Origin of the sequence: Rodentibacter rarus, from assembly GCF_001998965.1 — a bacterium.
GTDB classification, from domain to species: domain Bacteria; phylum Pseudomonadota; class Gammaproteobacteria; order Enterobacterales; family Pasteurellaceae; genus Rodentibacter; species Rodentibacter rarus.
The window spans coordinates 52,608-66,585 of the sequence record NZ_MLHJ01000001.1 but is presented as its reverse complement, the minus strand read 5'-3'; the positions used below and the strand labels follow the sequence as shown (position 1 = coordinate 66,585).

Below are 13,978 nucleotides of genomic sequence, written 5' to 3'. Positions count from 1 at the left end.
ACTGCTGCATAATACCGGACAAATTAACCGCACTTTTTAGTTAAAATGGTGAAAATCGCACTTCCCAATCCCATTGTGTTTCATTTAAGCGATATTTTTCCTTTAAACTTGGCCCACAAGAATTGGAACCGATACCACTCATTTTATAATCCACGCATAATATCGTGCTGCCACTTTCTTCCAATTCGTCATTATGTTTTTTCGCTCCTAATTCTTCTTGCGTATAAGATGAAAGATTAAAACTGAAAGGGGTATCACAATGGATGGAAAACCCTTCTTGTTCCCCTTTAATCTCAAAATATTGACACCCCATATGACTACCGTTCTCTTGCGGTTTTAAATAGGGAATATGATTGGTTTGGGGGGTAGTTTGATACCAGCCCAACTGCGTTGCCTGATGTTTATCGAGGTAACTTTCCGTTTCCCCATAACCGATATATTCCGCTTGTTGAAAGGCTTCTTTTAAGAAAAAGCGAACGCCAAAGCGTGGTAAAAAGGGCAAGTGCGGTGTTTTTTTAGCATGAACTTTTATGGATAAATTGCCTTGAGTATCCATTCGATAAATCACATCAAGGGTTAAAATGCGTTCTCGTGACACAGCATTCATACCACATTTCACTCGGATTTCCAGTGCATTTTCTTGCTTAATAATGGCAAAATCATAGGCTCGGGTGATGGCTTGATTGAAACCGGCTGCCAACCAATGGTTTTTTATTAAATTGTCATTATCCAGTGGTGCCCGCCAAATATTAAAATCCAAGGGGGCATTCAGCCAAGGGCGTCCCTCGCAAGAAATTTGTGTGATAATGCCTCGGTGTTTATCCAATTCATAACCAACTTTCCCCACTGAAATCAAAACCTGATGATCATTTTCCTCAACATAAATCGGCTTTTCCACTTTCTTCATTCGAGGAATCGGCACGCTTTTCTGGGAAGAAAAACAAAGCTGATCGAAACCTAAACAATAGTTCTTCGCCACTAAGCCACGAGCCACTTTTTGATAATACGTCAGTGTGATATGCCAAACCTCTCTATCCGCTTTCGGTAAATCAAGGGGAAAAAGTGCGGTTGTTTTTGGAGGAATTTTTATCCCATCAAAATAGCCTTCACTGATCACTTGCAAATTTTCGGTGATTTGATAGTGAATAGCGATCAATTCTTCCACGTCAGTGAAATCCAAATTATTTTTTAGCCACACTTTACCTTTATCTAAAAACGCCCGAAGCGGACGTTGTACATTTTTTAGCTCCAGCAAATTGCTTTGCACTTGGCGATCAGCCGTTACTAAACCGTCTGCACAAAAATTGCCGTCATTGGGGGTATCACCAAAATCCCCGCCATAGCCTATCCGCTTGGAATGTGGCAAATAAGGGGAATGATTACACCACTCCCACACAAAACCGCCTGCCGCCCCCGAATAACGTTCCAGGGCTTGGAAATAATCTTCTGCATCACCGCAAGAATTTCCCATTGCATGGAGGTATTCACAAAATAAATACGGTTTCTTATTGTGCTCATCTGCAAAATAGGCATCTAGCTCCTCTGTACCGGTGTACATTTCACTGTGAAAATCAAGGTGGGCTAAATCATTTTGATGATCGGAATGTTGAAAGATCGCATTTTCATAATGTACTAATCGGCTGGGATCACGGGCTTTCACCCATGCGGCGGCTTGTTCAAAATTCTCGCCATAACCACTTTCATTACCAAGTGACCACACGACCACTGACGTGCGGTTTTTATCCCTCTCAATATTGGCATAAGTGCGGTCTAAAATGGCGGCATTAAATTCAGGGCTACGAGCCATATAGCAATAATTATCAATGGTTTGTTGACGAATTGCCTCATAATTAATCTCTGTTTTTACCCCTAACAAAATACTGGTTTCGGGTGATTTCACATACACCGCATTCGTACCGTGAGATTCAATATCGCTTTCCGCGATCACATAAAAGCCATATTCATCACAAAGCTCCGTGAACCAAGGTGCATTGGGATAATGAGCGGTGCGAATGGCATTGAAATTGTGTTCTTTCATTAAGCGTAAATCTTGTAAGGCTTGCTCACGGCTGACAACATAACCGGTTTTCGGGTCACTATCATGACGGTTCACCCCTTTAAATTTAATTGCCTCTCCGTTAAACCGCATTACCCCATTTTTGACTTCAATCTTACGCAAACCAATTTTTTGGCAAATTACCTCGCTTCCATAACGAAAGAGCAATGTGTAAAGTTGAGGATTTTCCGCATTCCATAAAGTAATTTCATTTAAAGTGATATGAAGCCCCTTTTCTGTCACCGCAGAAAGCAAAATTTCACCTTGCGGATCAGTCAGTTGCCACGCAATTTCACGACACTTTGCCGGTTTCCCCTTTTCTACAAAAGAAACCTCCACAGAAATGACCGCACTTTTGAAATCATCGGCAAGTTCCGTGCGAATAAAAAAATCCTGCAAATAATGGCTTTCCCGTTCCAGCAAATACAGATCACGAAAAATCCCCGACATACGGAATTTATCCTGATCTTCCAAATAGCTGCCATCACACCATTTTAATACCACAATATGAAGATGATTTTCGCCATGCGTTAGGAAATCGGTCACGTCAAATTCACTGGTGCAATGACTAATTTGACTGTACCCCACAAACTGACGATTCACATACACAAATAAGCAGCTGTCCACCCCTTCAAAATTCAGCAAATAACGTTTTTGGGCATTTGGAAATAACGTAAAAATACGATGATATAACCCACAGGGATTATCAATGGGAACATAGGGCGGATCAAAAGGGAAAGGATAATTCACATTTGTATAGTGGTGATGATCATAACCGTGATTTTGCCAGTTAGCGGGAACCGGGATTTTTTCTGAAAAAGAAAAATGAAGAAAATCTTTCGGCAAATCCACATAACGATCAAAATAGGCAAAATCCCATTCGCCATTTAGCAACGTGAAAAAGGCAGAAAATTCTCGTTGATTTTTGACCGCACTTTCCACGGAATCAAAAGGAACGAAATAAGCATGATGGGGTGTGGTATTAATATGAAGAATTTGGGGATCTTGGAAATAATTCGGTAATGGCATAACAACTCCGAAAAAGAAAAGATGCCTTTACTATAACTGAATTTGAATTTCCATTCAGAAAGGATATTGGATTTTGTGAGGGTGATCACAATATCCAATTATCCTTTATGCTATTCGCTCATTAAGGCAGTTTGGCGGTGACAGTATAGCCTTCCGATAATCCTTCTACTTCATAAGAAGAGCCAGAGGTGATAAAGGCCGATTCGCCTTGTTTAAGGGAAAGTACGGTCGTTTCCGAACGTAAATTAATTTGCCCTTTCATTACCATTAAAATACCTGCACTTTGGATTTTAAGGCGATGGGTTTCACCACATTCATATTGAATATTTTGCAAAGCGAAATCTTTTGCCGGGGTGGAATAAGTGAAGACACGCATATCATGAGGGGAAACAGGGATAATCTGCGGTTCAACCTCACGACAATCCACCACTTTCAGTAATTCCGGAATATCCACATATTTGGGCGTTAAACCACCACGGATAACGTTATCGGAACAGGCCATCAATTCAATATTTTGCCCACGCAAATAAGCGTGTGGAATGCCTGCTTCTTGATAAATGCCTTCTCCTTTTTTCAGATGAACAATGTTGAAAAGATAAAAACAGACTAACCCTGCATCTAATTTTCCCGGTGAAATATCCATCGCTTCCATCGTATAAAGCACCCAATAATCGGGATTATCCGGTGTAAGTTCATTTGCATAATAGGCTTCACGATTTTGCTCAATAATCGGGACAAGCCATTGAGATAATTGGGCTTGATCCGCTTTCATCACTTTCGCATAAAAGGAGTGGAGGTCTTGTGTGCGTAATTTTTCAACCAATGATACAAGTGAGGGACGCGCAGCCAATGTTGAGAGGATTTTTTCTTTCTTTTTAAAACCGTGTAATAACCAGAAATCAGACAAAGCAATCATCATTTCAGGTTTATGATTATTATCTTTATAAGTGCGTTTCGGATCTTTTAAATCAATACCTTTCTCATTTTCTGCAGCATACCCGATTTCCGCTTGTTGTTTGCTGGGGTGTAATTGGATAGAAAGCGGCTTTGCCACATCAAGAATCTTCAATAAATAGGGCAATGTCTCACCAAAAATTTCCCGACTTTCCTCACCCAGCACCGTTGGATTTTGCTGTAAAAATGCTGTCAGCGCTAAATTTTTCCCCTCAACTTCAATGATCGCAGGCGCAGAAGGATGGGCCCCCAGCCACCATTCGGCATAATGTTGATTCTCTTCTGTAGAAAAATTTAACAATTGCGGAATATAATGCGCTCCACCCCAAACATAATGTTGTAGAGCACCGATTAATTTATAAATCATTTTTTTCCCTCTAAACAAAAAATCCGCACTGTGGCGGATTTTTCATTCTATACAAAATTATTTTTTAAGACTTAATACCATGGATTCGCCGGCAACCACTTCGCCTGTTTTTTTCTCAATGCTTGAGATTTCATCCATATTAGAAATTACAACCGGTGTTAATACCGATTTCGCTTTCGCTTCAAGCAATTCAAGATCGAATTCAATCACTGTATCACCACGTTTTACAGATTGCCCTTCTTGAGCAACACGAGTAAAACCTTCACCTTTTAATTCAACGGTATCAATACCAAAGTGAACAAATAATTCAACACCTTCTTTTGATTCCATTGAAAAAGCGTGATTAGTTTCAAAAATCTTGCCAATAACACCGTCAATCGGTGCTACAATTTTATTGCCTGTTGGACGAATAGCGACACCATCGCCAACAATTTTTTCAGAAAACACAACATCTGGTACATCTTCAATATTTACAATCTCACCGGAAAGTGGTGCGTAAACCTCAATTTCGACCGATTTGTTCTCTTTAGAACCGAATAACTTGTCAAATAAACCCATTTTCATCTCCTGTCCATTAAATATGGTTGATATTCTAGCTTAAAACACTAATTTTGTATCTAGTTTAGTGTTTTTTCTGACAAAAATTCTTCAATTAATTGCTCAATTTCTGATGCGGTTGGTTTCTGCAATGCGTTATCTGCAAGCCCTTTAACATCTTGGAAATTCACACTACGAATGAGCTTTTTAATACGAGGAACAGAAATTGCACTCATACTAAATTCATCTAATCCCATCCCTAATAAGAGCAAGGTTGCACGCTCATCACCGGCCAATTCTCCGCACATACCCGTCCATTTTCCTTCTGCATGGGAAGCATCAATAACCTGTTTAATTAAACCAAGTACCGAAGGTTGCATTGGGTTGTAAAGATGAGAAATTAATTCATTACCACGATCCACCGCTAAGGTATATTGTGTTAAATCATTCGTACCGATACTGAAGAAATCCACTTCTTTCGCTAAGAATTTCGCATTGATGACCGCAGATGGAGTTTCCACCATCACACCGATTTGAATATTTTCATCAAAGGCTTTTCCTTCTGCACGTAATTCTTCTTTCAAGCTTTCAATCACGGATTTGAGTTCACGAATTTCTTCCACTGAAATAATCATCGGGAACATCACGGCTAATTTACCAAAGGCAGAAGCACGCAACACCGCACGCAACTGGGCTTGAAGAATTTCACGACGATCTAAAGCAATACGAATTGCACGCCATCCTAAAAATGGGTTCATCTCTTTTGGGAGATCCAAATACGGTAAATCTTTATCACCGCCAATATCCATAGTACGAAGCACAACCAAACGCCCTGCCATTGCCTCTACGACTTCTTTATAAGCAATAAATTGCTCTTCTTCCGTTGGAAGTTGATCACGATCCATAAAGAGGAATTCAGTACGATATAAACCTACGCCTTCTGCACCATTACGGTTTGCCCCCTCACAATCACGGATAGTGCCAATGTTTGCCACCACTTCAACTTTATGCCCATCTAATGTCACCGCCGGAAGATCTTTTAATTTTGCAAGTTCTGCTTTTTCTTCCGCCAATTTTGCTTCTAAGGCTTTTAATTCATCAATTTGAGCTTGGATTGGATTAATATAGACATTGTTATTTACAGCATCAAGAATCAGGAAATCACCGGTATTGACTCTTTCTGTCACATTGTTGGTACCAACAATTGCTGGCAATTCTAAGGAGCGGGCCATAATAGAAGTATGGGAGGTGCGCCCACCAATATCGGTAATAAAACCAAGGACTTTATCAAGATTTAATTGTGCAGTTTCCGATGGTGTTAAATCGTAAGCAACGAGAATAGATTCTTCATTAATATCACCTAAATCAACAATAGGCATACCGAGAATATTTTTGATTAAACGATTACCGATATCACGAATATCACCGGCACGCTCTTTCAAATATTCATCGTCAATTTCAGACAACATTGCCACCTGTTGATCAATAATTTTGCTTGCTGCCACACCGGCATTCACTTTGTTTGAACGCAAGTAGTCAATAATTTCTTCTTCAAGTTCTTCATCTTCAAGAATCATCAAATGACCTTCAAAGATTGCAGCTTTTTCTTCACCCAATGAAGCAAAAGCACGATCTCTAATAGAATTTAACTGCTCAACAGCAGCATTACGACCTTCATAAAAACGCGCTACTTCAACGTCAATTTGGTCATCGGTAATTTTTGTTGTATCAAGAACGATTTTTTCTTCTTTAAGAACTAACGCCTTACCAAAAACAATACCTGGGGATGCGGGGATACCTGAAATCATGTTTACCTTCCGAAATTTTAATAGGAGTTAAACAAAAAATAGCCACAAAATACCGCACTCACCAGAGTAAATTTAAAACGGATTTTATGGCTATACTCAAAATTATTCTAAAGTAGGAATTAACGCAACTAAATGCTCAACAGCTTGTTGTTCATCTTCACCTTCTGCAGAGATAGTAATAACTGTTCCCTGTGTTAAACCTAAAGTTTGTAATTTAAACAAGCTTTTCGCACTCGCACTTTTTCCTGCTGATGTCACCGTAATATCAGAAGCAAAAGCTTTCGCTTCTTTTACAAATTGCGCTGCCGGGCGAGTGTGTAAACCATTAGGGGCTGTAATTTCTACGTCTTTTGAAAACATAATGTTACCTCTATTTTAGTAAGTGTTTAATTAAAAACCTGGTTAAATTCAAACTTTTCAAGTGGAGATAGTATCCTTGTTAAAGGCGAAATAATCAAGGAAAAAGGTAAAAAAAGTTGAGGTAAGTCATAAAAAAGTGATGGCACTTAATAGGGATCGCTTTCGCATTGTGAATTAACAATCAAAAATATACAAAATCATATTCGTGATTTACTCACCAACATAACCCTTAATATCCTCAAACTTGGCTCACCATTAGAGACTAAATCAATTATATCAACACTATTATCCCCCAGTTTTATTTATAAATAATACTTCAAATGTTCGCTAAGTTACCGAAAAATATCGCTATGATTTTGATAATCAGCAACTTACCCTATACCCATTCCATCTATTGAGGCTATTTCAAGATCAACATTGGCTTCGTACCATATTTAACGACTCGGCGAGTATTATTACTAAATTTAACGGAGGATTTGCTACTTGCAAGCATGATAATTAAATCCACCGCTTTCTCTTCTGAAATTCGTATAATTTCTTCATAAATTGTGCCGTGTGCCACAATATGTTGTACCTTTGCCGTTATGGGAAAATGTTTTTCAGTAAAACGATGCAGTGCATTTTTTACCTCGTTAATTAAAGATTTATCAAAGTTTTTCGGTAAAAAGGCAGAAATAAAACTATCATCAACAGGTTCGACAATCGTAACGACCCGATACACTGCCTCTGGATTATTAGCCGTCAGTTGTAAAGCATTATCGACAACGGTTTTTGCTGTTGCCGGATTGTTTAAATCAATCACTAATAACAAGTTATTGTACATATAACCTCTTTTGGTTGAACTGCCCCACTGTTGGGGCAGAATATCATCTCATTCGACGACGTTGATGCCAAATGACAAAAAATACCATTAAGAATGCAGGAATAAACATTAATTCTTTTGGCAATGCGTTTTTCGGCACAGATACCTCAAGTATGGTTTGATCCCAATTCAAGCCGGCTTTTGCGGCAGGTGAGTCTAACTCAACGTTATCAATTAAGATTTTTGCTGTTGATGTACCATTCATCTCAATCGTTTCTCCCGTGTCTAATAAAGTTAAGCCAAGCGCTTTAATACGCTCCTCACCGGTTTCCCCAGCCGGAACAGTCAATAGTGAATAAAATTCAATGGCTTTACCATAAGGGTTTAATCCTGACACTTTAATCTTTAATGAATTCCCCACCTCAACATTGGTGATTTCTTGGCTGATTCGTACGGGCTCAACATAACGCTCTGTTGGCGAAATATGTTCCATAAATATCCCGGGACGGAACAACATTAATGCCGCTAATATGAGAATAGCACTTTCCCATAATTTATTTTTCGTTTGGAAATAACCCATTGTTGCAGCAGTAAAAATCAAAATCCCTGTTGTTGCACTAATAAAAACTAAAATACCCTTTTGCCAACCAACATCAATGAGTAAGAGATCAGTATTGAAAATAAATAAGAAGGGTAAAATGACAGTTCTCATACTGTAATAGAATGCTTGTACCCCTGTTTTAATCGGGCTACCGCCAGAAATCGCAGCGGCTGCAAAGGAAGCCAACCCTACAGGTGGCGTAACGTCAGCCATAATCCCAAAATAAAACACGAATAAATGCACGGCAACCAGTGGCACAATTAAACCATTTTGTCTACCCACTTCAACGATAACAATCGCCATCAACGAGGATACCACAATATAGTTTGCGGTGGTTGGCAAGCCCATTCCCAAAATAAGGCTAAAGATAGCCACAAGGATTAACATTAATAAAATGTTACCCATTGACAGTATTTCAATGATACTTGAGAGTTGCACGCCAAAGCCTGTAAGTGAAACAACACCCACAATAATCCCTGCCGTTGCGGTTGCAATGCCAATGCCGATCATATTACGCGCCCCCGACTCTAAACCATCAATGAGTTCTTTTACTCCTTGTTTTAACAGAGCCACAGGATTACCCGGATCCTGACGGAAAAAACTCAGTAAAGGGCGTTGAGTGATTAAAATAACAGCAAGGACTAAGGTTCCCCAAAATGCTGACAACCCCGGAGAAAATTGTTCCACCATTAAACACCACATTAACACCACCACAGGCAGTAAGAAATGCAACCCTGCATTAACTGTCGGTTTACGGTGAGGTAAAACCGCCACAGGTGAATTTGGGTCATCTAATTCCAAGTCAGGGAACTGTGCAACACGGCGAATTAACCCTAAATAAATGATTCCCAGCAAGACACAAACAATCAAAAATGCCCAATCAGGCGTCACATTTTTGATCCAGCCTAAACCGTAATAAACCACTATAGCCAATCCCGTTACCACAAGTATATAACTAACTATTTTTAAGAGCGTGATAAGGATTGGGCTAACCGGATCAACACGGGCTAAACCACGTAATCCCATTTTTTGTGCTTCAAGATGCACAATATACACTAACGCAATGTAGGAAATGAAAGCGGGTAAAAAGGCGTGAGTAATCAACTGGCTATAGGGCATATTAACATACTCAATCATCAAGAATGCCGCCGCCCCCATTACAGGCGGCATAATCTGTCCATTAACAGAAGAAGCTACCTCAATAGCCCCCGCTTTCTCAGCACTTAATCCAACACGTTTCATCATCGGAATAGTAAAGGTTCCCGTTGTAACCACGTTCGCAATTGAAGAGCCAGACACCAAACCTGTTAATGCCGAAGATACGACGGCGGCTTTCCCCGGGCCACCGCTTAAATGACCAAGATAGGCAAAGGCTGTTTTAATAAAGTAGTTCCCAGCCCCTGCTTTATCGAGCAATGCCCCAAACAAAACAAATAAAAACACATATTTTGTTGACACGCCTAGTGCCACGCCAAATACACCTTCCGTTGTAATCCACTGTTGGTTAATAATCTGGGAAAATGATCCTGAACGATGGCTAATAATCCAACTAGATGGCAAAAATTGTCCCAAGTAGTTATAAAGTAAAAAGATAATGGCGATGATCACCAACGGTAACCCTAAACTACGGCGACAAGCCTCAAGTAATAATCCCAACCCCAAACAACCAGCAATGATGTCTTGTATATTCGGTGCGCCAAATCGGGTAACAAGCCCTTCATAGAAAAAAATGTAGTAAGCCGCTAAAAATGCGCCAACAGAGGCAAAAAGCCAATCTTGCCAAGGAATACGGTGTTTGGGTGAGTCGGCAAAGGCTGGAAAGGAAAGATAGGCTAAAAATATTGCAAATGCTAGGTGGATAGAACGAGCTTTGGTATCATCCACTACCACGTTTAAGTCTAAGTCCATATTACGCAACACTTCTTGCAACCAAAAAGGAAAAGGTGAAGTGTAATAAATTTGAAATAACGACCACAATATAGCAGTCAATACAATCAATTTTTTTGCCAAACCACTGGGGTTGCGCCCACCAGAATCATTTGATGCCACCATATCTTGCAGTTCATCATAATCAACTGCCTTGCTTTTTTCGGACATAAATCCCCCGAAGAGATAAAAAAATCAAAATGGAAAATTGCAAATCGTGCGCCACACAAACTTACAACTTCCCATTTTATCAAAACACAGATTCATCAATTATTGAATCCAACCACGCTCTTTATAGTAACGTACTGCTCCGTCGTGTAATGGTGCGGAAAGAGCATTTTTTATCATATCTTCCGCTTTAAGATGCGCAAATGCAGGATGCAAACGTTTAAAGCGATCAAAATTATCAAATACTGCTTTCACTACAGCATAGACTTTATCTGCATCCACATCTGATGAGGTAACAAGTGTGGCATAAACACCAAAGGTTTCCACCGGATTATCGGATCCCTTGTATAACCCCCCCGGAATCACAGCTTTAGCATAGTAAGAATGGTCTGCAACCAATTTATCGATAGCTTCTCCCGAGACAGGAACCAATTGTGTATCGCAAGAGGCAGCGGCTTCTTTCAGTGCACCATTTGGATGTCCAACATTATAAGTAATCGCATCTAAATTGTTATCGCACATCACCGATGCCATTTCAGATGGCTTAAGCTCAGAAGCGACTTTAAAGACTTTATCCGACCAGCCCTTTGCCGCAAGAATCACGTTCATGGTAGCACGTGTACCGGAGCCCGGATCCCCCACATTGACACGTTTACCTTTCAAATCATCAAAAGTCGCTATATTTGCATCCTTGCGAACCATCACAGTAAAAGGTTCAGGGTGAATAGAAAACACGGCACGCAATTTATCATTTTTCTTATTTTCAAAAGAACTCGAACCGTTGTAAGCGTGATATTGCCAGTCTGATTGAGCAATTCCCATATCCATTTCTTGAGCCGCAATGGCGTTGAGATTAGCAACCGATGCACCTGTAGAAGGCGCATTACATTTTATTTGTGTTTTTGCCGTATCACGGTTTACCAATTGGCAAATGGACTGCCCCACCACATAATAAACCCCTGTTTGACCACCGGTACCAATCGTAATAAATTTTTCTTCCGCTTGCCCAGACATCGCACTCATCGCAAGCGTTGCTGCAAGTGATAATTTTAATAATGTTTTCATAAAAAGCCCTCTTAAATATGGAAAGGAAGGAATGGAAACGGATCTCAAACTTTCTCCGAAACACGTTAGAATATATACGCCTATTTTTCCTATTACGCAAACGTTTTCTTCAAAAAAATAGGTGGAATTTTACATTTTATTCACATTTTAAGAATGGTAAGGTGACGACTTTTTATCTGAATGCAATCCTTTGATGAAAAGAAGATCCATAGCATTAACCCATCAACTAAAAATCTCGCCATAATGCCGACAACCTTGCAAATCACGTTATCGAAAAATGTCTCTGTGATTTCGTTTCGGATAAACTTTCGATAAGTTTGTGATAGTTTTCATAACGTATCGGAGAAATTCGTCCTTCCTCCACTGCCTCACGCAAAGCACAACCGGGATCATGTAAATGTTGGCAATCACGGAATTTACAGGTCCCTAACACATATTGAAACTCTCGGTATCCTTTGGTTATCTGCTCTTTATCTAAATGCCATAAGCCAAATTCTCTAATCCCCGGTGAATCAATTAAACTTCCCCCTTGAGGTAGATGATAAAGACGAGATGAGGTGGTGGTATGTTGTCCCAATCCAGAGGTTTCACTCACCGCCCCCACTTGTGCATTCACCGTCGGGAAAATATGATTAATCAGGCTTGATTTCCCCACACCGGATTGCCCAACAAAAATGGATGTTCCTTCACGGAAAAGTGCGGTCAATTTTTCCATATTTTTTCCATTTTGAGCGGAAACCATAAGGGTTTGATAGCCAATATCACGATAAATTTTTAACTGTTCGTCAACCTCTTTTTCTTGCGCTGAGGTCAAGAGATCCGCTTTATTCACCACTATAACAGGGTCAATTCCTGCGTTTTCACACACCACAAGATAGCGATCAATAATGTTGAGAGAAAGGGCGGGTAAAACAGCGGAAACGATAATAATGCGATCAATGTTTGCTGCAATGGGTTTCAAACCATCATAATAATCCGGTCTGGTCAGCTCATTTTTCCTTGGCTGAATGGCTTCAATCACCCCACTGACACCTTGCAATTGCTCGTTGCCTTTTCGCCAAATCACGAGATCGCCCACCACCAAACTTGAAAGGGTACGGCGTAAATTACAACGGCAAATTTCTCCTTGTGTATTCTCCACATCCGCATGCACGGAATAACGGGTCACCACAATCCCTTCTTGCGACTCCCCTAACATATCATCTTGCCATTCAATGTCTTTTTTATGATGACGATGCAAAGTGCGGGCATGGTTGGATTCAATTCGGCGGGCTTGGTTTCGGGTCAGTTTTCGTTTAGCCATAAAAGTGCGGTCGTTTTTTATTGTGATTTTGATAGAATGGAAAAAATTTTTACATAGGATACCTTATATTATGCCATTAGATAAACAAAATCTGATTTGGATTGATCTGGAAATGACGGGGCTTAATCCGGAAAAAGAACGGATTATTGAAATCGCCACCATTGTCACCGATAAAAACTTAAATATTTTGGCAGAAGGGCCTGTGCTTGCCATTCACCAAAGCGATGAATTATTAGGAAAAATGTCAGAATGGTGTGTTAAAACCCACACAGAAAACGGTTTAGTGGATCGGGTAAAAGCCAGCAAACTCACCGAACGGGCTGCCGAATTACAAACTTTGGATTTTTTAAAACGCTGGGTGCCCAAAGGGGCATCGCCGATTTGTGGCAACAGTATCGCTCAGGACAAACGCTTTCTTTATCAATATATGCCGGAATTAGCTGATTATTTCCATTACCGTCATTTAGATGTCAGCACCTTAAAAGAACTGGCAGCACGCTGGAAACCTGAAATTTTAGAAGGTTTTAAAAAAGCGAATACCCATTTAGCACTAGATGATATTCGTGAATCCATCAAAGAACTCGCCTATTATCGAGATCATTTCATTCAATTAGATTGATGAAAACTTAATCAGGCAAGTGATTTTGAGCAATTTGCCCTTGCAAGGGATCAAAATATTCGTATAATGCCACTCCATTCACTTAAGTGAACTGCGGGAATAGCTCAGTTGGTAGAGCACGACCTTGCCAAGGTCGGGGTCGCGAGTTCGAGCCTCGTTTCCCGCTCCAATCCTACATTCTCTGCGGGAATAGCTCAGTTGGTAGAGCACAACCTTGCCAAGGTTGGGGTCGCGAGTTCGAGCCTCGTTTCCCGCTCCAAATTCCAATCCATTGCCGAAAGGCGATGGATTTTTTGTTGATAAAACGCTGAACATTTTTATCAAACAAACACAAATAGCGGGAAAATCCCCTTAGCGAAAAACGCAAAAGTGCGGTAGAATTT

At 40.2% G+C, this 13,978-nt stretch carries 10 protein-coding genes and 2 tRNA genes; 3 read left to right on the top strand and 9 right to left on the bottom strand.

What is annotated here, in order from left to right; genetic code table 11:
* Positions 1–40 precede the first annotated feature (40 nt).
* From BKK50_RS00315 to rsgA, 9 genes are all read right to left on the bottom strand, one after another.
* Entirely contained in the window at positions 41–3,085 is a 3,045-nt protein-coding gene (locus BKK50_RS00315; RefSeq protein ID WP_077414180.1) for a glycoside hydrolase family 2 TIM barrel-domain containing protein, read from the bottom strand.
* A gap of 121 nt (positions 3,086–3,206) precedes the next feature.
* Positions 3,207–4,406: a mannose-6-phosphate isomerase, class I gene (gene manA, locus BKK50_RS00310; protein WP_077414178.1), complete on the bottom strand. Its 1,200-nt coding sequence runs from the start codon at positions 4,404–4,406 to the stop codon at positions 3,207–3,209.
* A 57-nt stretch (positions 4,407–4,463) separates the two neighbouring features.
* Positions 4,464–4,964 carry a PTS glucose transporter subunit IIA gene (gene crr, locus BKK50_RS00305; protein ID WP_077414176.1) on the bottom strand — a complete coding sequence of 167 codons (501 nt, stop codon included), beginning with the start codon at positions 4,962–4,964 and terminating at the stop codon, positions 4,464–4,466.
* A 59-nt stretch (positions 4,965–5,023) separates the two neighbouring features.
* A complete protein-coding gene (gene ptsI / locus BKK50_RS00300; protein ID WP_077414174.1) occupies positions 5,024–6,751 on the bottom strand; it encodes a phosphoenolpyruvate-protein phosphotransferase PtsI in 1,728 nt (575 codons plus the stop codon).
* Between the two features lie 102 nt (positions 6,752–6,853).
* Positions 6,854–7,111 (bottom strand): phosphocarrier protein Hpr, encoded by a 258-nt coding sequence (gene ptsH, locus BKK50_RS00295; RefSeq protein WP_077414172.1) that lies wholly within the window; start codon positions 7,109–7,111, stop codon positions 6,854–6,856.
* 400 nt (positions 7,112–7,511) lie between these two features.
* The gene (locus BKK50_RS00290) at positions 7,512–7,934 is read right to left on the bottom strand and encodes a universal stress protein (RefSeq protein WP_077414170.1); all 423 of its coding nucleotides are present in this window, start codon (positions 7,932–7,934) and stop codon (positions 7,512–7,514) included.
* Positions 7,935–7,977: 43 nt separating this feature from the next.
* Positions 7,978–10,611, bottom strand: coding sequence for a TRAP transporter permease (locus BKK50_RS00285; RefSeq protein WP_077414168.1), 2,634 nt, complete (start codon positions 10,609–10,611; stop codon positions 7,978–7,980).
* A 99-nt stretch (positions 10,612–10,710) separates the two neighbouring features.
* On the bottom strand, positions 10,711–11,673 hold the full coding sequence (locus BKK50_RS00280) for a TAXI family TRAP transporter solute-binding subunit (protein ID WP_077414166.1): 963 nt from the start codon (positions 11,671–11,673) through the stop codon (positions 10,711–10,713).
* A gap of 262 nt (positions 11,674–11,935) precedes the next feature.
* On the bottom strand, positions 11,936–12,976 hold the full coding sequence (rsgA, locus tag BKK50_RS00275; RefSeq protein WP_077414164.1) for a small ribosomal subunit biogenesis GTPase RsgA: 1,041 nt from the start codon (positions 12,974–12,976) through the stop codon (positions 11,936–11,938).
* Between the two features lie 70 nt (positions 12,977–13,046).
* On the opposite strand from rsgA, the gene orn reads away from it, so the two are divergent.
* The 3 genes from orn to BKK50_RS00260 all read left to right on the top strand — a co-directional run bounded on the left by orn (position 13,047) and on the right by BKK50_RS00260 (position 13,854).
* Complete coding sequence (gene orn, locus BKK50_RS00270; RefSeq protein WP_077414162.1) at positions 13,047–13,595, top strand: oligoribonuclease; 549 nt, start codon at positions 13,047–13,049, stop codon at positions 13,593–13,595.
* Positions 13,596–13,688: 93 nt separating this feature from the next.
* Positions 13,689–13,764: transfer RNA gene (locus BKK50_RS00265), tRNA-Gly, on the top strand.
* A 14-nt stretch (positions 13,765–13,778) separates the two neighbouring features.
* Positions 13,779–13,854 (top strand) — tRNA-Gly (locus BKK50_RS00260).
* Positions 13,855–13,978 lie beyond the last annotated feature (124 nt).